Annotated in this window: 19 protein-coding genes and 1 tRNA gene; 18 read left to right on the top strand and 2 right to left on the bottom strand. The window is 40.5% G+C overall.

Annotation, left to right across the window (positions count from 1 at the left end; all coding sequences use genetic code 11):
* The first annotated feature begins 129 nt into the window (after nt 1-129).
* Both ku and DUT71_RS10190 read left to right on the top strand, forming a co-directional pair.
* The gene (gene ku, locus DUT71_RS10195; protein ID WP_113662438.1) at nt 130-894 is read left to right on the top strand and encodes a non-homologous end joining protein Ku; all 765 of its coding nucleotides are present in this window, start codon (nt 130-132) and stop codon (nt 892-894) included.
* Nucleotides 895-929: 35 nt separating this feature from the next.
* Entirely contained in the window at nt 930-1,976 is a 1,047-nt protein-coding gene (locus tag DUT71_RS10190) for a glycoside hydrolase family 130 protein (RefSeq protein WP_113662437.1), read from the top strand.
* A gap of 155 nt (nt 1,977-2,131) precedes the next feature.
* Here DUT71_RS10190 and DUT71_RS20530 read toward each other — a convergent pair whose 3' ends face one another.
* Entirely contained in the window at nt 2,132-2,260 is a 129-nt protein-coding gene (locus tag DUT71_RS20530) for a hypothetical protein (RefSeq protein WP_262510633.1), read from the bottom strand.
* Between the two features lie 140 nt (nt 2,261-2,400).
* Between DUT71_RS20530 and DUT71_RS10185 the strand changes: the two genes are divergently transcribed.
* From DUT71_RS10185 to DUT71_RS10110, 16 genes are all read left to right on the top strand, one after another.
* A complete protein-coding gene (locus tag DUT71_RS10185; protein WP_113662436.1) occupies nt 2,401-4,446 on the top strand; it encodes a vWA domain-containing protein in 2,046 nt (681 codons plus the stop codon).
* 45 nt (nt 4,447-4,491) lie between these two features.
* Nucleotides 4,492-5,751 (top strand): dihydroorotase, encoded by a 1,260-nt coding sequence (locus DUT71_RS10180; RefSeq protein WP_113662435.1) that lies wholly within the window; start codon nt 4,492-4,494, stop codon nt 5,749-5,751.
* A 93-nt stretch (nt 5,752-5,844) separates the two neighbouring features.
* Entirely contained in the window at nt 5,845-6,519 is a 675-nt protein-coding gene (locus tag DUT71_RS10175; RefSeq protein ID WP_113662696.1) for a hypothetical protein, read from the top strand.
* Between the two features lie 14 nt (nt 6,520-6,533).
* Entirely contained in the window at nt 6,534-7,115 is a 582-nt protein-coding gene (locus DUT71_RS10170; protein ID WP_113662434.1) for a DUF4199 domain-containing protein, read from the top strand.
* A 124-nt stretch (nt 7,116-7,239) separates the two neighbouring features.
* Nucleotides 7,240-8,190, top strand: coding sequence for a glycosyltransferase family 2 protein (locus tag DUT71_RS10165; RefSeq protein WP_113662433.1), 951 nt, complete (start codon nt 7,240-7,242; stop codon nt 8,188-8,190).
* A 35-nt stretch (nt 8,191-8,225) separates the two neighbouring features.
* The gene (locus DUT71_RS10160; protein WP_113662432.1) at nt 8,226-9,191 is read left to right on the top strand and encodes a glycosyltransferase; all 966 of its coding nucleotides are present in this window, start codon (nt 8,226-8,228) and stop codon (nt 9,189-9,191) included.
* Nucleotides 9,192-9,261: 70 nt separating this feature from the next.
* Nucleotides 9,262-10,137, top strand: a complete 876-nt coding sequence (locus DUT71_RS10155; protein ID WP_113662695.1) for a hypothetical protein — start codon at nt 9,262-9,264, stop codon at nt 10,135-10,137.
* 70 nt (nt 10,138-10,207) lie between these two features.
* Nucleotides 10,208-11,707: a GH3 auxin-responsive promoter family protein gene (locus DUT71_RS10150; protein ID WP_113662431.1), complete on the top strand. Its 1,500-nt coding sequence runs from the start codon at nt 10,208-10,210 to the stop codon at nt 11,705-11,707.
* Between the two features lie 190 nt (nt 11,708-11,897).
* Nucleotides 11,898-13,070 carry a 1-deoxy-D-xylulose-5-phosphate reductoisomerase gene (locus tag DUT71_RS10145; RefSeq protein WP_113662430.1) on the top strand — a complete coding sequence of 391 codons (1,173 nt, stop codon included), beginning with the start codon at nt 11,898-11,900 and terminating at the stop codon, nt 13,068-13,070.
* A 19-nt stretch (nt 13,071-13,089) separates the two neighbouring features.
* Nucleotides 13,090-14,490, top strand: a complete 1,401-nt coding sequence (gene rseP, locus DUT71_RS10140) for an RIP metalloprotease RseP (protein ID WP_113662429.1) — start codon at nt 13,090-13,092, stop codon at nt 14,488-14,490.
* A 42-nt stretch (nt 14,491-14,532) separates the two neighbouring features.
* On the top strand, nt 14,533-15,060 hold the full coding sequence (locus DUT71_RS10135) for an iron-sulfur cluster co-chaperone HscB C-terminal domain-containing protein (RefSeq protein WP_113662428.1): 528 nt from the start codon (nt 14,533-14,535) through the stop codon (nt 15,058-15,060).
* A 29-nt stretch (nt 15,061-15,089) separates the two neighbouring features.
* Nucleotides 15,090-15,992: a LysR family transcriptional regulator gene (locus DUT71_RS10130; protein WP_113662427.1), complete on the top strand. Its 903-nt coding sequence runs from the start codon at nt 15,090-15,092 to the stop codon at nt 15,990-15,992.
* Between the two features lie 89 nt (nt 15,993-16,081).
* Nucleotides 16,082-17,251: a threonine synthase gene (locus DUT71_RS10125; protein WP_113662694.1), complete on the top strand. Its 1,170-nt coding sequence runs from the start codon at nt 16,082-16,084 to the stop codon at nt 17,249-17,251.
* Nucleotides 17,252-17,543: 292 nt separating this feature from the next.
* The gene (locus tag DUT71_RS10120) at nt 17,544-17,837 is read left to right on the top strand and encodes a DUF3817 domain-containing protein (protein WP_113662426.1); all 294 of its coding nucleotides are present in this window, start codon (nt 17,544-17,546) and stop codon (nt 17,835-17,837) included.
* Between the two features lie 52 nt (nt 17,838-17,889).
* Complete coding sequence (locus tag DUT71_RS10115; RefSeq protein WP_113662425.1) at nt 17,890-19,062, top strand: aminotransferase class V-fold PLP-dependent enzyme; 1,173 nt, start codon at nt 17,890-17,892, stop codon at nt 19,060-19,062.
* A 95-nt stretch (nt 19,063-19,157) separates the two neighbouring features.
* Nucleotides 19,158-19,237, top strand: a tRNA-Leu gene (locus tag DUT71_RS10110).
* A 280-nt stretch (nt 19,238-19,517) separates the two neighbouring features.
* Here DUT71_RS10110 and DUT71_RS10105 read toward each other — a convergent pair.
* Nucleotides 19,518-19,765: hypothetical protein (locus DUT71_RS10105; protein ID WP_162796020.1), on the bottom strand; the 248-nt coding region annotated here is incomplete at its 5' end.

Raw genomic sequence — 19,765 nt, 5'->3', positions numbered from 1 at the left:
TTTGCAGATATGTATTGATTTTAAAATATGTGCATATGTGGCTAAATCTTAAACAAACCATTTCATCTCGCTAACGTTTTATTAAGCGTAAAACTAGAGGCACTTTGCCATCATTATAAATTAAAAAAAATGAGATCGATTTGGAAAGGCGCTATTGGATTTGGTTTGGTTAATATTCCGGTTAAACTATATTCTGCAGTGCAAAATAGTAACCTTGATTTGGATATGCTGGACCGTAAGGACTTGTCTCGCATCAAATACCAACGGGTAAGTGATAAAACCGGCAAAGAAGTGCCCTTTGAGCGCATTGTAAAGGGCTATCTGCTTAAAGAAAATTACGTGATTTTAGAAGACGAGGATTTTGAAAGTGCCATGCCCGAAAAAAATAAACTGATAGAACTGGAAAGTTTTGTGGACATTGCGCAGATCAATCCTATTTATTATGAAACTTCTTACTATACCCAGCCCGAACCGCAAGGCAAAAAAGCTTATGCGCTACTTTTAAAGGCTTTGCAGAAAACCAAGAAGGCCGGAGTAGCCCGTTTTGTATTGCGCAGTACAGAACATTTGTGCATAATCCATCCGTTAAACAATATCATCGTAATTACCAGAATACGTTTTGAAGAGGAAATTAGAACTACCAAAGACCTCGAAATGGAAGCTACTACCGTAAAACCTAAGGAACTGGAGGTGGGCATGGCTTTGATCAAGCAATACAGCGCTGATTTTGATATCTCGGCCTTTAAAGACGAATACTCCGTGGAATTGCTGAAAATTATTAAAGCCAAAGCCAAAGGCAAAAAAACTGTGGTTAAAAAAATGCAGCCAGAAAAGCGTGTAAGTGACGATTTATACGAACAGCTTATGCAAAGCCTGAGCAAAAAAGGAGCATGAAAAAGATTTTAAATTTTTAACTTTTAAGTTCTTTCATGGATATTGCCAAACGATTTCAGGAAAATCCATTATTAAAACCGCAGGATTTAGCGGGAAGTGGGGCTAAGCTTCAGGTTATTTGTTTGCTTAACCCCGCCGTATTTACCTATCAGCACAAAATTTATTTATTGGTAAGGGTGGCCGAAAGTGTTGCGCCACAAGAAGGTAAATTGTTTATTCCCATGCGCATGGCCAACAATCTTTTGGAGATAATAGAACTTAAATTGGACGATCCCGATTTGATCAATACCGATGCCCGTATCATTAACTATAAAGGTTTAGATTACTTAACAACCATTTCTTACCTAAGGTTGTTTAGCACTGAAAATGGCATCAGCTTTAGGCCTGAGCCTTTGCAGCTACATGGCATCGGCGCATCAGAAAGATACGGCATCGAAGATTGTAGGGTAAGTAAAATAGAGGATGTTTACTATCTTACTTATACTGCAGTTTCAGAAAATGGAGTAGCTGTGGGGCTGCGTACCACCAAAAACTGGCAGCAATTTGACTACCTGGGCCTCATTTTTCCGCCGCACAATAAGGACGTGGCCTTGTTTGAAGAAAAAATAAACGGGAAATTTTATGCGCTTCACCGACCCACCAGTAAAGAAATTGGGGGCAATTATATTTGGCTGGCCCAATCATTGGACGGCGTTCATTGGGGAAATCATCAATGTGTCCTTAAAAGCAGGGCCAAACATTGGGATAGCGCCAGGGTTGGTGCCGGAGCGGCGCCCATTAAAACGGCAAAGGGTTGGCTGATGATTTACCATGGTGCTAATTACCAACATCGTTACTGTTTAGGAGCCGCACTGCTCGATCTCCAAAATCCCGCTGTAGTATTGGCCCGTACTGAAAGTCCCATCATGGAACCCATGGAAAGCTATGAACTGAGCGGCTTTTTCGGCTCGGTGGTGTTTACCAACGGCCATTTGATTAATGACGATGAATTGACCATTTATTATGGCGCTGCCGATGAGTTCATTTGCGGAGCTAAGTTTTCGATTGCCGAAATAATGGGGGAGTTGAAGTGGATTGATTGATTGTTCTTTTTTACGGGAATATTTCAATGTCAGCGGGTAAGTGGGAAATGGATCATTGTTGTTTGTCTCCCGCAGATTGCACAGATTTCCGCAGATCACTATATACTCAAATCAGCAGTTAAATCAGTGGATATAAACGTACGTCATCTCATTAATCACTTCTTTCTTTGTTTGGCCTCAGCCTGTTTAACCTCATCCTTTTCGGCCAAAGGTTTTTCGGTTTTTAACATGGGTTTTTTGTTTTTTTGATCGGGCTCTTTTTTGTTTTTAACTGGAGTTTTCATTGTTGTAAAATTTTTATGAGCATAACAGTCTAGCTTTGTTTTTGTTGAGGCCAGGCACCGGTTTTTTTAACATCAGGTATAAATACCACGAGGTAAGTACGCTTTATTTTATCTTATAAATTTTGTACCTTTGGTTTTTAATGAATTTCCTCTATCCGGGCTTTCTTTTTGCACTTTTGGCGATCCTTATTCCGGTCATTATTCATTTATTCAATTTCCGTAAATTCAGAAAAGTTTACTTTAGCAATGTAGCTTTCCTCAAAGAAGTTCAGGAACAAAATTCGTCTAGAGAAAAACTTAAAAACCTGTTGATTTTGGCCGCACGTATTTTGGCCATCATATTTTTGGTATTGGCTTTTTCCAGGCCATTCATCAGTTCAAATACTGCAGCTAATAAAGCTAATGGAAATATCGTGAGCATCTATTTGGATAATTCCTACAGTATGGATGCAGTAAACAAAGAAGGAAGTTTGCTGGATGAGGCTAAACGCAGAGCAAAAGAAATTGTAAAAAGCTATGCATTAAACGATCGGTTTCAGCTATTAACCAATGATTTTGAAGGCCGGCATCAACGATTGCTAAATGCCGAAGAATTTTTACAGGCCATTGATGAAGTAAAAATATCTCCAGCCAGTAAAAACCTGCAACAGGTAATCAACAGGCAGCAAAGCGTTTTCACGGGAAATAGCCATAGATTTGCCTATGTCATTTCTGATTTTCAACAAAATTTTGTGGGGAAAGCCGATTTAAGAAAGGAAGAACAAACACAATTGGCATTGGTAAAGCTCAGCGGTAACGAGCTGCCCAATATCTCGGTAGATAGCGTTTGGTTTCTTTCGCCGGTGCATCAGGCCAATACTTCAGAAAAAATCATCGTCAGGCTAAAAAACTTCGGTAATCATGATGCCCTGAATATACCCCTTAAACTTTTGATCAACAATCAACAAAAAGCAGTAGGCAGTATTAGCGTAAAAGCGGGCGAAACGGCTATTGATACGCTTTCTTATAGTGGTTTAAATTTAGGTTGGCAACGGGGCGTATTGAGCATTAAAGACTTTCCACTTACTTTTGACGACCAACTTAACTTTAGCTTTAACGTAAATGCCAATCAACAAGTGCTGAGCATCAATGGTAACCAAACCGCTAAGTACATCGAAGCACTTTTTAATGCCGATCCCTATTTTAAGTTAAGTTCAGTTTCCGAAAATAATATCAATTACGCAGGTTTTGCCAATTATAGCCTGATCGTCTTAAATGGCATTAGCCAACTTTCGAGCGGATTGGCCCAGGAGCTTAAAAACTATTTGAACAATGGTGGTTCGCTAGTTATTTTTCCATCTACGGAAACCGATAAGGCAGCCTATTCTTCTTTTTTAATGGCATTAAAACTTCCATCGGTCGAAAATTTAACTACAGAACCTATTAAAGTTGCCCAAATAGAATTAAAACATCCATTGTTTAAGGATGTATTTGAAGCCTTGCCCAAAAACATGGACTTGCCATTGGCAAATAGGTATTTTACGTATGCCGAGCGCAGCACGACCAGCAAAGAAAATCTACTGCAATTTCCGGCCGGTAAACTTTATTTGGCACGTTATCCAATTAATGCCGGACAGGTTTTTTTAGCCGCAACGGGTTTAGATGAGCAGGATGGCAATTTGGCCAAACACCCTCTGTTTGTACCCCTAATGTATAAAATCGCTTTTGAAAGCGCTAAAGATCAGCCCTTGTTTTATACCATTGGAAAAGATCATGTGATCGAAGTGCCTGCGGTAAAACTCGGTGCAAATCAATCGCTTAAACTGATAGGGGACGGCTTTGAAGTAATCCCCGATGTAAATCATCAAAATGGTAAAACCTTGCTTTACATTGCCGATCAGATACAGAAAGCTGGTTTTTATGCCATTAAAAATGGAGATACCACAATTGCTGTTGCCGCTTATAACGACAATAGGGCAGAGTCGGATATGAAGTATAACAGCCAAACGGAATTGGAAGGGCTGTTTGGTGCACAAAAAGTACACTTTATCGATGCCAAAAAAGAAAATTTGTCTTCGGCCATTGCCGAAAAAAATAACGGAACCGAGTTATGGAAACTTTGCCTAATTTTGAGCTTACTTTTCATAGCGGCAGAAATATTATTGGTCAGATTTTATCGTACCCAAAAACCGAGCTCAGCACATTGATGTAACAAATAAATAAATATACTCTATCAATAAAATATAAAACTCATGAACCTCTTAATTAAGGGAATTACCATTGCCGATCCTAACAGTGTTTTTAACGGGAAAACTTGTGATGTAAGTGTTGAAAAAGGAATCATCAAGGCTATCGCAAGTAAGTTGGAAAACTCAGGGACAGTAGAGGTATACGATGGCAAGGGAGCAATTTTGTCTCCGGGTTTTTTTGATTTGAACTGCGTTTTAGGCGATCCAGGGTTAGAAACCAAGGAAGATATCCATACAGGAACCGCAGCAGCAGCAGCCGGAGGTTTTACGGGAATTGCCATAATGCCAAATACCAAACCTGTGGTGCAAAGCAAAGGCGAGGTAGCATATATCTTGAACAGGGCAAAAGGTAATTTGGTTGATGTAAAGCCAATTGGAGCCATTAGCCAGTATTTGGAAGGAAAAGAGCTGGCCGAAATGTTTGATATGAAACAGGCAGGTGCGGTTGCCTTTGCCGAAGCAGGTAAAGCCATTGCCGATGACGGTTTCATGAGCAGGGCCTTACAATATGCCTTGGGATTTGACGGACTGCTGTTTACCCATCCCGAGAATAAAGCGCTGGCAGGAAAGGCACAGGTGAACGAAAGCAAAACCACCATTTTGCTGGGCATGAAAGGGATACCGGCCCTGGCCGAAGAACTACAGGTGTCCAGAGATATTTTCTTGGCCCAATATCACAATGCTCCACTTCACATCAGCAATATTTCTACCGCAGGTGCGGTGGCATTAATTAAGAAAGCTAAAAAGGACGGCGTAAAAGTCACCTGCGATGTGGCTGCGCACCAATTGGTTTTTACCGAAGAATTGTTGAACGATTTTGACAGCAATTATAAAGTAAAACCGCCACTACGTAGCAAAGCCGATAACAAAGCACTTATTGCCGGATTAAAAGATGGTACCATTGATGCCGTTTCTTCCCAACACCGCCCGCATGAAATAGAATTTAAAAATGTAGAGTTCGAAATTGCCAGCTATGGAATTATTGCCCTGCAAACGGTATTGCCATTGCTCCTGCAAGCGGGCTTGGATACCGCTTTAATTGTGGATAAGTTAGCCATTGCACCCCGTACCCTATTAAAATTGGAAGTGCCCCAAATTGAAGTTGGACAGACCGCTAATTTTACCGTATTTAATCCAACTCAAGAATGGCGTTTTGATAGTGAAACCAATCAATCAAAATCGGCCAATTCGCCTTTATTCAATACAACGCTGAAAGGAAAGGTAGGATTGGTTTATAACAATAAACAATATAAAATATACTAATCGTTATTGCGAGGCACCAAGCCACCTGAAAAATGTAATGTCTTAAAAAGAGACTTTGCTTTGTACCTCGGCAACAACGGAAATGGAGAAACCATGAACAAAATCGTAAAAAAGGCTTTAACAGCTTCTTTGGTAAAATTTGCGGAAATACAAAAAGCCGCCAGTGTAGAGCTAAGCCATCAATTGGTTGAGGTGTTTGAAACCGATGCCAATTTTATGGACAAAGTAGAGAAATTTGACGCTGTTTTTGACGAACATCCCAAATTTGAGGAACTTAGGGAAGTATATTTCGATTTATTGATGATCAACTTCTTTACCAGCGACGTAGCCAAGTTGGAAGAAGATTACCTGGAATCGAAGGAATGGGAAGGAATTGAAGAAGAAACCATTGACAGAGGTACCGAGCTGTTAAATTTGCTGCTGTACATTAATGAATGTCACGACGAACAGATTAAGCCAGGTTTGGAAGATTTCCTAAAAGAATTCCTATTGGTTGAAGAGGATGAATTTCAGGATGAATATCACATCTACGAAGATTTGATCAGCAACCAACAATTGGCCGAAAGCAGTGTGCAGGATATTTGCGAAAACTCGAAAATTTTAAACCTGGTTGATGAAATGAAAGAACTGTTTGTGCCTTTCATGACTTTTTTCCTCCATCCAACTACCAACGAACAGGTTTATAAAGATTTAGAGAAATATAGTAACAATAAGGCATTTGATGTGTCTGTTTATTGCTTAATTGCTAACTTTAACCAAAGTAGATAACTAAAACTTAATTTATGACGAGTACAGTAAACATTAAAAACGAAGCCCTAAAGAATGGACTGATTTGGGGAGCAGTAAACATTGTATTGTTCTTGGTAACTTGGTATTTGGTGCCAGACCTCATGAGCTCTTATTGGTATGCAGCTATCAGCTTTTTGATAGGAATTGCCTTTGCCATTTTCTTTTGCATCGATATGCGAAAAAAAGTAGGCGGTTATTGGACTTTCGGCCAAGCCCTATGGCCAATCTTTGTCACCTTTGTTTTGGCAATGGGACTGGTATTTGTCTTTAATATCGTTTTTGGGAAATTTATTGATCCAAGCTATCCTGAAAAAATGAAGGAAATGGTATTGACCAAATCAGAAGCCACCATGAAATCATTTGGCCTAAGCGACGAAGAAGTAAGCAAAGCGATGGAAAAAACCAACGACAACCTGGAGCAACAATTTACACCTAGTTTTGGACAGGCAGTGGTAGGTTTTGGTATTTCGGCGGTCATGTACTTTATTGGCGCATTAATTTTTGCCCTGATATTTAAACGAAGCAACCCTAACCCGTTTGCCAACCCAGCCGAGACCTACACCGAGGGGAGTTAAACCAATTCGAAATATTATTCAAACGTGCATTTTTCTCAATTTATTTGATGAAATTTGCACGTTGTTTTTTGTAAGCACTTGCTTTCAATTTTAGTGCTTCGGCACTAACACTCAATACTAAAAAATGGATATATCAGTAGTAGTACCTTTATATAACGAAGAAGAATCGTTGCCTGAATTGATCGCGTGGATAGACGATGTGATGCAAAAGCACCATTTTTCTTACGAAGCAGTTTTTGTGGATGATGGTAGTACCGACCGCTCTTGGCAGGTAATTGCCGAATTGAAGCAACAATTTGCCAGCATTAAGGCCATTAAATTCAGGCGCAACTATGGTAAGTCGGCTGCGCTGAATGTTGGTTTTGCGGCCACACAAGGAGAGGTCATTATCACCATGGATGCTGATTTGCAGGATAGCCCCGATGAAATCCCCGAGCTGTACCGTAAAATAAAGGAAGAAGGCTACGATGTAATTTCAGGCTGGAAAAAGAAACGCTACGATCCAATTACCAAAACAATTCCTACCAAATTGTTTAATGCTGCCACCCGCAAAATGAGCGGCATACAGCTGAACGATTTTAACTGCGGTTTAAAAGCCTATCGCAACGACGTGGTGAAAACCATAGAAGTATATGGCGAAATGCACCGTTACATTCCGGTATTGGCCAAATGGGCAGGCTTTGCCAAAATTGGTGAGCAGGTAGTTGAACACCGGGCCCGCAAATATGGCGTAACCAAATTTGGACTAAGCCGCTTTATCAATGGCTTTTTAGATTTGATGTCTATTTTCTTCGTAGGCAAATTTGGTAAAAGACCTATGCACTTTTTTGGCTCATTAGGCGTGCTGAGCTTTTTTGTGGGGATCATCATGGCACTGTACATCATGATTGAAAAACAGGTGCTCATTTGGAATAACCTGCCATATAGAAACTCCACCGACCAGCCTTTGTTTTATTTGGCATTAGTGGCCATTATTGTAGGATCGCAAATGTTTTTGGCAGGCTTTGTGGCCGAATTGGTAGGCCGTAACGCCCCTGAAAGAAATCAGTATTTAATTGAAAAAGAGATTAATTAGCAAATTAGCTAATTAGAAAATCAGCTAATTAAAGCATGTTCTTCTCCATCATCATCCCTTTATACAATAGGCCGCAGGAAATTAAGGAACTGCTATCCACCTTGTGCAAACAAACTTACATGCAGTTTGAAGTGTTGGTGATAGAAGACGGTTCTGTAAATGATGCCAAGGATATCGTTACTTCCTTTGAAAATAAGCTTGACGTAAAGTATTATTTCAAAGAAAACTCGGGCCAGGGCTTTTCCCGTAACTTTGGCTTTGAACGTGCCAAGGGTGATTATTTCATCATCTTCGACTCGGATATCTTAGTGCCATCCGATTATCTGGAGATTGTAAAAGATTATCTTTATGAACATCAACTAGACGCCTTTGGGGGGCCTGATGCGGCACACGATAGCTTCACGCCCGTGCAAAAGGCCATCAGTTATGCCATGACCTCGCCTTTTACCACAGGCGGAATCAGGGGCAATAAAAAGCACATTGGCCAATTTCATCCGCGTAGCTTTAACATGGGTATTTCCAGGGAAGTTTACGAAAAACTGGGCGGTTTTATCTTAACGCGTTTGGGCGAAGACATTGAATACAGTATCCGTATCCACGAAAACGGATTTAAAATAGGGCTTATTCCAGCAGCAAAAGTTTACCATAAACGTCGTACCAGTTTTAAACAATTTTACAAGCAGCTACATTTTTTTGGTAGGGCACGCATCAACATCTACAAACATTTTCCGGCAGAGCTGAAGTTAGTACATTTTTTTCCTGCTGTTTTTACACTTGGATTGGGTTTTACCATACTTTGCAACTTTTTTTACCTGCCTTTGGCCTATGTCTGCAATTTCCTGGTGCTACTATATTTTCTGTTGATATTTTTTCATGCCTGGCAGCTCAACAAATCAATAAAAATCGCATTTTTGAGTGTTATTGCGTCGTTTATCCAGTTAACGGCCTATGGCTTAGGTTTTATACAGGATTTCGTTAAAAGAGTAATATTTAGAAATTGAGGTAAGCGATAGGCGTTTGGCATTAACAACAACGCAAAATACTTATCGCCAGATGATTAAAAACAGCAAAATGATCAACTATTTAAAAGAGAGTACGTTTGCCGTAAAGGATGTAATTATGCAGGCCTGGAAAGTAACTAAAGAAAATTACTTTTCCATTGCCACCTTATGCTTCCTGATTTTTCTAACGGCATCAACCTCAACCTTTATGGCTTTCTTTATGGAAGAAGTAAATATGGGGATAAAGTTATTGATGCTTTTCATCTTCATGATGAGCTACTGCGTAGTCGAACTATGCCTGATCAAGTACATCTTCAAGCTTTTGGATACCGAGAATGCGGATATCCAGATTATTGAAACCTTGCCTACCAGAACGGAAATCATCAAGTTTTTGATCGCTACCGTGTATTTTGGGCTCAGCATTTTCTTTGTAGGAGTACTGTTAATGCCCGTACTTTATCTGCTTGATATGATCCTTAAATTCATGGTAAACCAAGGCATCATTGATGGCTATTCGCAAACGGGAGTCATCATTGTAAACGTAGCCGTAGGCATTGCCATACTTAGTATTTTCTTCACGTTCGTAAGGATCATCTTTTTCCCGTTTTTCATTATTGATAAACATAGCTCTCCATTTGAATCAATTAAATTGAGCCTAGCTACCACCAAGGGCAATTTCATTAAGCTCTTGATGATTTTATTGGGCTTGGTGATTGTACAGGCTATTGTTTTTGGCTTCTTTTACATCGTGATTTTAATGGGCTTCAGGTTGGTAAATCTTTTATTGGACTATGATATCAGCCAATACAGTTCACTTATTGTGGTGGTTTTCAGTTCATTTGTGATCGTGCCATTTTCTACCGCCTTTTTTGCGGTGGCTTACCGCAAAATCATGAGCGAATACAAGGGAGATGAGCATCCGGATATTATACACAATATTGTTTAAGCCAAAATCCGTAAACATGTTTGAGTTTAGCGATAGCAAGAAAAATAGCCTTTAGGTTAGGGAAGATATTATGGGAATCAAATCATCACTGAGCAAGATATTTGCATCTTTTGTAGTTAAAAACATAGAAGCTTGGAAATTTAATGCGGTAGCCGCCCAGGAACGCACCTTGCAAAAGCTGATTGCAGAGGCCAGACATACCGTTTTCGGCATTGATCATCACTTTCAAGAGATCAAGAACTATCAGGATTTTAAAGCGCGGGTTCCAGTAAGGGATTACGAAGAACTCCGTCCGTATATTGAAAGGGTTGTTGCAGGAGAGCCTGATATTTTATGGAAAAACAAGCCGCAGTATTTCGCCAAAACCTCAGGTACAACCTCGGGCGTTAAGTATATCCCTATTTCAAAGGAATCGATGCCTGAGCATATCAAAGCCGCCAGAAATGCACTTTTAACGTACATCCACGAAACTGGAAACGCCAGATTTGTAGATGGAAAAATGATTTTCTTACAGGGAAGCCCAGTATTGACCGAGAAACACGGCATCAAGATAGGCCGGCTTTCGGGCATTGTGGCGCATCTAGTGCCCGCCTATGTGCAGAAAAACAGAATGCCAAGCTATCAAACCAATTGCATTGAAGATTGGGAGCAAAAAGTAGAAGCTATAGTAGATGAAACCATGCATGAAGATATGCGGCTCATTTCAGGCATTCCGCCCTGGGTACAGATGTATTTCGATAAATTGTCGGAAAAATCAGGTGGCAAGGCCATTAAGGATATTTTTAGAAACTTTGAGCTGTTTGTGTACGGCGGCGTGAATTTTGAACCTTACCGTGCTAAAATCGAAGCCAGCATAGGAAAAAAGGTAGCGGCTATCGAAACTTATCCAGCTTCGGAAGGTTTTATTGCTTATCAAGATAGTCAAAACGAAAAAGGATTATTGCTATTGGCCGATGCTGGAATGTTCTACGAATTTATCCCTGCTGATGAATATTATAACGAAAAGCCAACTCGTTTGAGCCTGGCAGAGGTAGAAATCGATAAAAACTATGCGTTGATTTTGAATACTAATGCCGGCCTTTGGGGTTACAGTATTGGCGATACCGTGAAATTTATTTCCCTTAATCCTTACAAAATTGTAGTTACGGGACGGATAAAGCATTTCATTTCTGCCTTTGGTGAACACGTTATTGGAGAAGAGGTGGAACACGCCCTGCTCTCGGTAGCTAACGAAGAGGGGGTAGAAATTACTGAATTTACCGTAGCGCCTCAAGTTAATCCTGCGGCTGGTGAATTGCCTTACCACGAATGGTTTGTGGAGTTTTCTAAGCCTCCTTATGATTTGGATGCGTTTAGTTTAAAGGTAGATCAGGCCCTACAACAGAAAAACATTTACTATTTTGACCTCATCGAGGGGAATATCCTCCAGCCTTTACAAATAAGAATGCTCACTAAAGATGCCTTTGTAAATTACATGAAAGCCGAAGGGAAGCTTGGTGGACAAAACAAAGTGCCTAGGTTAAGTAACGATAGAAAAATAGCAGAAGGATTAAAGGATTACGTAAAATAAACTGTTATTCCGAGGAACGAGGAATCTCAAGGGATTGGGGTGGGGTACGACCCAGTCTGGGTCGCATCCAGAACGGCATGGAATCTATAAATATGTCATCCCTTTGATGGTGGGAATAGATGAGGGGAAATGGACAAAAAACCTTGAAAAGGTTAGATATTGATACAAAAACAATAAGAAATAAGATATTTTGCAATTTAAACATATCTCAATACTAGGTGCTACAGGGTCCATTGGGACACAAGCATTGGAAGTCGTGCGGGCAAATCCGAACTTATACAAGGTTGATGCCCTTACTGCACAACAGAATGCCAGTTTGCTCATTGCACAAGCATTAGAATTTAAACCAGAACTCGTGGTAATTGGCGACGAAACCCAATACCAGCAAGTTAAAGGAGCCTTACCTCACACTAAAGTTTTGGCGGGCGAAGAAGCTTTACTGGCCGCAGTCCAATTGCCGCAAACCCATTTGGTGCTTACTGCAGTAATGGGGTCGGTAGGTTTAAAGCCAACCATTGCCGCTATTGAGGCCAAAAAAGATATCGGCCTTGCCAATAAAGAAACACTGGTAGTGGCTGGTGAATTGGTGATGAATTTGGCCAAGCAACATGGCGTAAACATCATTCCGGTAGATTCGGAGCACTCGGCCATATTCCAATGTTTGGTAGGTGAAGAGCACAGTTCCATTGAAAAGGTATTACTTACGGCTTCAGGCGGACCTTTCAGAGGGAAAGACCGGAGTTATCTATCCTCGGTGACCAAAAATCAAGCCTTAAAGCACCCAAATTGGGTAATGGGCGCAAAAATCACCATCGATTCTGCCTCACTGATGAACAAAGGTTTGGAAGCTATTGAGGCCAAATGGTTATTCAATTTAGCGCCTGAACAGGTAGAAGTAGTGGTACATCCACAATCTATTATCCACTCTATGGTACAGTTTTCCGACGGTTCAATTAAGGCACAGATGGGCGTCCCGGATATGAAACTGCCCATACATTACGCATTGGCCTATCCCAATAGGCTACAAACAGATTTTGAGCGTTTTAGCTTTTTAAAATATCCTGAATTAACATTTTCTCAGGCAGATACAAAAAGTTTTCGTAACCTTGAGCTGGCTTACATTGCTATGCAAAAAGGGGGGAATATGCCTTGCATTTTAAATGCCGCCAACGAAATAGTAGTAGACGCATTTTTGAAAGATAAGATAGGATTTTTGGAAATGAGCGACGTGATTGAGCAGTGTATGAACGAAATGACGTTTGTAGCCCAGCCATCATTGAACCATTATTTAGAAACAGACCAGCTTACCCGTATATTTGCGGACCAATTGGTAACAAAACAAAGAATAACACATCTAAAATAGAAACACACGACAATATAATATGGACGGACTGATTATGGCGGGCCAGCTTTTGCTGGGATTATCGATATTAGTAATCTTACACGAGTTAGGACATTTTTTAGCAGCAAGAGCTTTCGGAATTAAAGTAGAGAAATTTTACCTCTTTTTTGACGCTTGGGGATTTAAACTATTCAGCTTCAAGGTAGGCGATACAGAATATGGGGTGGGTTGGCTGCCACTAGGCGGCTATGTGAAAATTTCGGGTATGATAGACGAATCTATGGATACCGAACAGATGGCTCAGCCCGCCCAGCCTTGGGAGTTTAGATCTAAACCAGCTTGGCAGCGCTTAATTGTGATGCTTGGCGGTATTATTGTAAATATTATTGTCGGAATCTTAATCTTCTGGATTATCACCTTTAAATATGGCGAAACCTTTATTCCTAACGATAAATTGGTAAATGGCGTTAGCCCGGGTATTATTGGTAAAGAAATTGGATTAAAAACCGGGGATAGGGTGTGGGCGGTTAATGGCCAAAGACTTATTTATTTTGATGAACTGCTAAGCTCAAAAGTATTATTAGGAGATACAAAACTTACCGTGATCAGAAATGGTAAGGCAGTGGACCTTAAAGTGCCCGAGTCTGTATTGGACGACATTAGCAAATATGGCATTAAAGAGTTCGTAAGCCCTAGATTTGTGGCTAAAAAAATTGACTCGGTAGTTACTCCGCAAGACCTTCAGCCGAAAGTTGGTTTGTTTGGAAAGATTAAGGCCATTTTTGTTAAACCTGATACTGTAAAAGCTGTAGCCCCTGCCTACCAGGCAGGCCTTAAAAAAGGAGATAGTGTATTAGCCGTTAATGGTAAGGCAGTACGTTTCTTGGATGATTTTACCTCGGAAGTAGAAAAAAATGCTGGCAAAACCATTCACGTGAAAATAGTTAGAGCAGGCGAAGAGGTTATGCTTAACCCCAAAGTATCAGCCGATGGTACCGTTGGACTAATTTTTGACCGCTTTGATCTGCCTTTAAAAACCATTAACTATGGCTTTTTGGAGTCGTTTTCTATTGGTATTGACAAAGGATGGACCACCTTTAGCGATAACGCAAAAGGGATTTGGAAAATGATTACCGGTAAAGTAAGCGCCCGTAACATTAGTAGCCCAATTGGTATTGCCAAAGTATATGGCAGTGAGTTTGAATGGGAAAAATTCTGGCGCTTAACAGGGCTAATTTCTATGGCTTTGGCCTTTATGAATTTATTGCCAATTCCGGCTTTAGATGGTGGCCACGTGGTGTTTCTGATTATCGAGATGATCAAGGGCAAGCCTTTAAGCGATAAATTTATGGAAAAGGCACAAGTAGTGGGCTTTGTAATCCTACTGGGTTTGATGGTATTTGCTTTCGGAAACGATATTTTAAAGATTTTTGGGAAATAGAGGTTAATTAGCTAATCAGCTAATTAGCCAATCAGCTAATTCATGACTTATTTCGAACTTTACGGCTTGCCAGTGAGCTTTCATCCAGATCAAAATGTGGTGAAACAACAGTTTTATGCACTGAGCAAAAAGTACCATCCAGATTTTTACATCAACGAAAGTGCAGCCAAGCAAGAAGAGGTTTTGGAACTTTCTACCCTTAACAACAAGGCTTTTCAAGTTTTAAAAGATCCCCAAAAGGTTTTGCAGTATGTACTTACCTTAAAAGAGGTTATTACCGAAGGCGAAAATTACACTTTGCCACAATCTTTTTTAATGGAAATGATGGATGTAAATGAAGCTGTTATGGACTTGCAGTTTGATCCAGACCCAGAAAAAATGCTGCAAATTAGGCAACAGATTAATGATTTCGCAAAAAAAATAGACCAGGAGTTGTTCCAATATACCCAGGGATTTGAAACACTGGATGCCGAGCAGCAAGCTGTACAGTTAGCCAAAATCAAAGACATCCATTACAGAAGTAAATACCTTCATCGGCTACAACAAAGCCTAGCTAAAATAAATAATTAGTTATATTGGTACATATTGCTTGATGTAGTATGATTTCCTTTAATCATTTGGTTTTTATAGAAGTTGCCAGGCACTTGAGTTTCACCAAGGCCAGTGAGGTATTGTTCATCAGCCAGCCTGCCATCAGCAAACATATACAAAAGCTGGAGCAACAATACGGTGTTTCTCTTTTTGATAGAAACAAAGGCTTGGTAAAACTCACTCCAGCAGGCCTAATTTTACAAAAGCACCTGCAAACTGCAAGTACCCTGGCCAGTCAAATGGTGTTTGATGTGGGAGGGTTTCGTCAATTAAACAGTTTGCGGGGCGATCTGAAACTAGGTGCCAGCACAACGGTGGCACTGTATGTCATCCCTTCGGTATTATCGGCTTTTCGAAAACTTCACCCAGAAATCAACATCAGTATGGTGAACCGGAACTCCGAAAATGTAACGATAGCCTTATTAAACCACGAGATTGATTTGGCAATAGTAGAAGGAAAGCACAAGATGGATGGCATCAATAGCCAGTTTTTCCTTACGGAGGAAGTGGTTGCCGTTTGTGCGCCTGGAAGTTGTCTGGCAAAACGTTTGAGCTATAGTTTGGAAGAATTTAAGGCCTTGCCTTTAGCCATTCGTGAAAGAGGATCAGGTACCCTGGCTGCGGTAGGGGCTGCTTTGCAGGAACATCATTTAAAAATCAGCGACCTTAATATCTGTATCAGGTTAGGCGGAACAGAAGTACTCAAAAATTTTGTAATGGCCGATGATTGTATGGCTTTCTTGCCTTTTACTGCGGTGCAAAAAGTACTGGAAAGAGGCGATCTGGTTAAATTGAACATCGAACAGCTTAACATCCAACGCCATTTCTATTTCATCCAGAGGCTGGGCGATGAAAACCTAGGCGTTAATAAAGCATTTATTAAATTCGCAAAAAACCACTATAACATTTAGTTATATCCTATGGCAATATGTGATATACGGTAGGCTTTTCTTTACCCTAATTTAGTGTGATGGAAAATATATGCTATCCCAAATCCCAAATGCCTATAACCAATGATTATGTGCTGAGTTGCAGCAATTGTAGGCAGCAATATCCAAAAAATCAACTGCAAACCTTTTGCACACAGTGCGGGTCATCACCTATTGTGGTTAAATATTCCCTGGAAATAACCTCGTCAGCACAAGTAATTGAGCCAGCCGAAAGGTCTATGTGGCGTTATTCGAAAATACTGCCACTGGCTAATCCGCAAAACAGGATAAGTTTGGGTGAAGGATGGACCCCCATTTTACCCTTGTCTAATTTAGCTAGACGATTATCCTTGGAAAATCTGTTGTTGAAAGATGAATCCTTTAATCCTACTGGCTCATTTAAAGCTAGAGGTTTGAGCATGGCCGTTTCCAAAGCTAAAGAATTGGGCGTAGAGACCTGCATTGTGCCCACTGCGGGAAATGCAGGCGGTGCTTTAAGTGCATATTGCGCCAAGGGCCAAATGCAGGCTATAGTGGTAATGCCCAGTCACACCCCTGTGGCTTTTCAAAAAGAGTGTTTAGCTTTTGGAGCGGCGCTGATTTTGGTAGATGGTTTAATCCATGATTGTGCCAGGAAAGTAGCTGCCATTAAACAGGAAATCAATTGTTTTGATATCTCTACCATGAAAGAGCCCTATCGTTTGGAAGGAAAGAAAACCCTAGGTTATGAAATCGCCGAACAGCTCAATTGGGAGCTCCCTGACGTGGTTTTGTATCCAGCAGGCGGGGGAACAGGATTGATAGGCATTTGGAAGGCTTTTCAGGAAATGAAACAAATGGGCTGGGTAAAAAATATCCCTACCAAAATGATTGCCATACAAGCCGAGAACTGCCAGCCTTTAGTGGCTACGGTAAACGGTTGGCAAGAAAGTGCAGCTAGCTACGAAGGATCAGCCACGATAGCCAATGGTTTGGCCGTGCCACGGCCTTTTGCAGAACGCATGATGTTAAAGGTACTGGCCCAATCAAACGGCGATGTTTTAGGGATTAGTGAAACAGAGATTGCCGAGAACCTTAAAGAAATGGCTAAAGTGGAAGGTTTGCTGGTGGCACCTGAAGGCGCAGCGCTTTTGGCGGGTTTAAAACGCTTGCTCAAGTTGAACAAGATCGAAAAACATCATAAAGTACTACTGCTCAATACGGGTTCTGCTTATAAGTATTTGGATAATTTTAGCTTTTAGGCTAAATTAAGGTGAGTTCAGGTAAGCGCTAGGGGTTCAGCAAAATCTCTTCGGGCTGCTAAATTGGCCTTGGCCCGTTCGGAATGCACAAAAACAACCATAAACTACTTCATGAAAGTTTGCCCGCAAAGCAACAGAATCCTAGAGATTAAAAAAGATAAAGTTTTTGAAACTTAAAGTTTAACTGCAATCCATAAAACGGATCTTCTAAGTAGATATAATGTCAAAAAGATAAATTAGGTAGTTCTACTAAAATTATCGGATTATTTTTGGGAAAACTCAATAAAATAAGATGTCCTCATTACACCTTTTTAGAAAAGTAGCTTTAGCCGAAGGAATTTCCTATATTGTACTATTGTTTATTGCCATGCCGCTTAAATACTGGGCCAATATGCCCTTAGCTGTAAAATATGTAGGCTGGGCGCACGGTTTATTGTTTGTGGCTTACATAGCATGTTTGGTGATGGCCTGGCAAGAGAAAAAATGGGGATTTGGTAAAGTGCTGTTGCTTTTTGTTGCTTCCTTGTTGCCTTTTGTGCCTTTTTGGGTTGATCAGAAGCTCAAAGCTGAAGAAACTACAGCCTAACTTTAGCCTTTCACCTAAGTCGTTATCTTAGCATTTATTTGCAAACAAAGCAATGATTGCCAGAGGCAGGTTAGATATCCGTTTCCCCGAACTTTTTAGAGCTGCATGGTATGTGGTGGAGAATGCCCTTGGCCTAAACAAAAAGCAAGCCCGTTTTCCGGATAAAACTTTGCCTTGTTTATCTGTGCGTACTGGCTTTGATTTGCTTTTAAGTGCCTTGAAATTGGAGCGAGGTACCGAAATTTTGGTAGCCAATATTAATATTCCGGATATGTTTGCTATCATGGCTGAACACGGGCTAAAAGCAGTTCCCTTAAAGATAGATCAAAATACTTTGGCAATATCCGTTGCCGAAATGGAGGCCGCAATTACCCCCAAAACAAAATTGTTGCTCATAACACATTTGTTTGGAGCGGTAATGAACATCGAAGCCTTGTTACAAATTGCCAAAGCACGAGGGCTTACCGTGATTGAAGATTGTGCGCAGGCCTATGATGGTATTTACAGCGGCAATCCGCAAGCGGATGTGGGCATGTTTAGCTTTGGGCTAATTAAAACCAATACGGCCCTTACCGGGGCACTTTTGCATTTTAATAACCAGGCGCTCTTTAACGGAGCATCTGCCTTAAATCACCAGTTGCCTGTACAGCCTGCTAAAGTTTACTTTAAGAAGATTTTAAATGCTACTTTGATTAAGCTGTTTACCAAAAGAGTACCTTTTAGCTTAGCTTACTGGCTGTGCAGGCATTTAAACAAAGATTTCGATGCATGGCTATCGGGCTTCACCCGCGGCTTTCCGGGAGCAGCATTGATGAGAAAAATCAGACACCGGCCTTGTGCTGCTAATTTGTGGATGTTGCATGACAAATACTCCCAAGATATTGGCCGCCAAATTAAGCAAAGAAAAGCATTGGCCGCACAATTGCTGCAAGGGTTGAATAAACGCTATTTGATTGGGGCTGCCAATGTACGGCACACGCACTGGGTATTGCCCATCGAAGTGCCAGACCCGGCTTTATTTATAGAGAAGTTAAGGGGAGAAGGGTTTGATGCAACTTCAAAGGCATCTAGTTTGGTAAAGTTCAACCAAGAAAATTCAATCCTTGGCACAGAAAACGAGTTGATGCTTGAAAATTTGATCTACTTGCCTATGGATATCACCATGGGTAAAAATAAAGCTAAACAATTGAACCAATTATTGTTAGCAATATTGCCCGATCTCTAGGTTTTATTAATGCCTAAAAAACCGCAAAAAAGAAGAAATAAAATTTGCGAATTAAATCTTAATACATACATTTGCACTCCCGCTTACGAGGAAATGCCCAGGTGGCGGAATTGGTAGACGCGCTGGTCTCAAACACCAGTGGGAAACCGTGCCGGTTCGATCCCGGCCCTGGGTACACTTTTAAACAGCTAACAATTTGATTGTTAGCTGTTTGTGTTTTATGTGTTGCCGTTTTTAAGGCTTTTTTTATCAAAATAATTTCTTGTTGATTTCTCAATGTTTTGATTTTCAGATGCTTCAAAATTGCTGTTTTTTGAGTGTTCGATAGTTGCTTTTTCGTATCGTTTTGACTATCAATTTTTTAACATTTGCATTGTTTTTTAGTAGAAATCACTTATTTGCGATGCCTTAGGCGGGTTAGCTTTGAACACCTTACTATGTTTTAGGATTGGATTTTATATCTCGACTATTATTTCTGTAATTGATTCGATAAATTTTTCATCTTCCCGAGTTTTCATTTCCAACACTTTCTGCGTAGGTTTCCTCAATGCCCTTCTCTTTTCAATCTGATTCAGATTGTCTGATATTGCTCGTGGTGGCTTTACCGATAACAGCTGTTTTAGGCTCTTCTTTTGAAGATTGAATTGTAGTGTGTAGATTTCGTTGAAAGTAACCACTGCCTTTCGTTCCAAGCTGGTCACCC

Origin of the sequence: Pedobacter nanyangensis (assembly GCF_003313505.1) — a bacterium.
In the GTDB taxonomy this organism is placed as follows: Bacteria; Bacteroidota; Bacteroidia; order Sphingobacteriales; family Sphingobacteriaceae; genus Pedobacter; species Pedobacter nanyangensis.
Note: the sequence above shows the minus strand (reverse complement) of the source record. Positions and strands in the feature narration are given on the sequence as shown.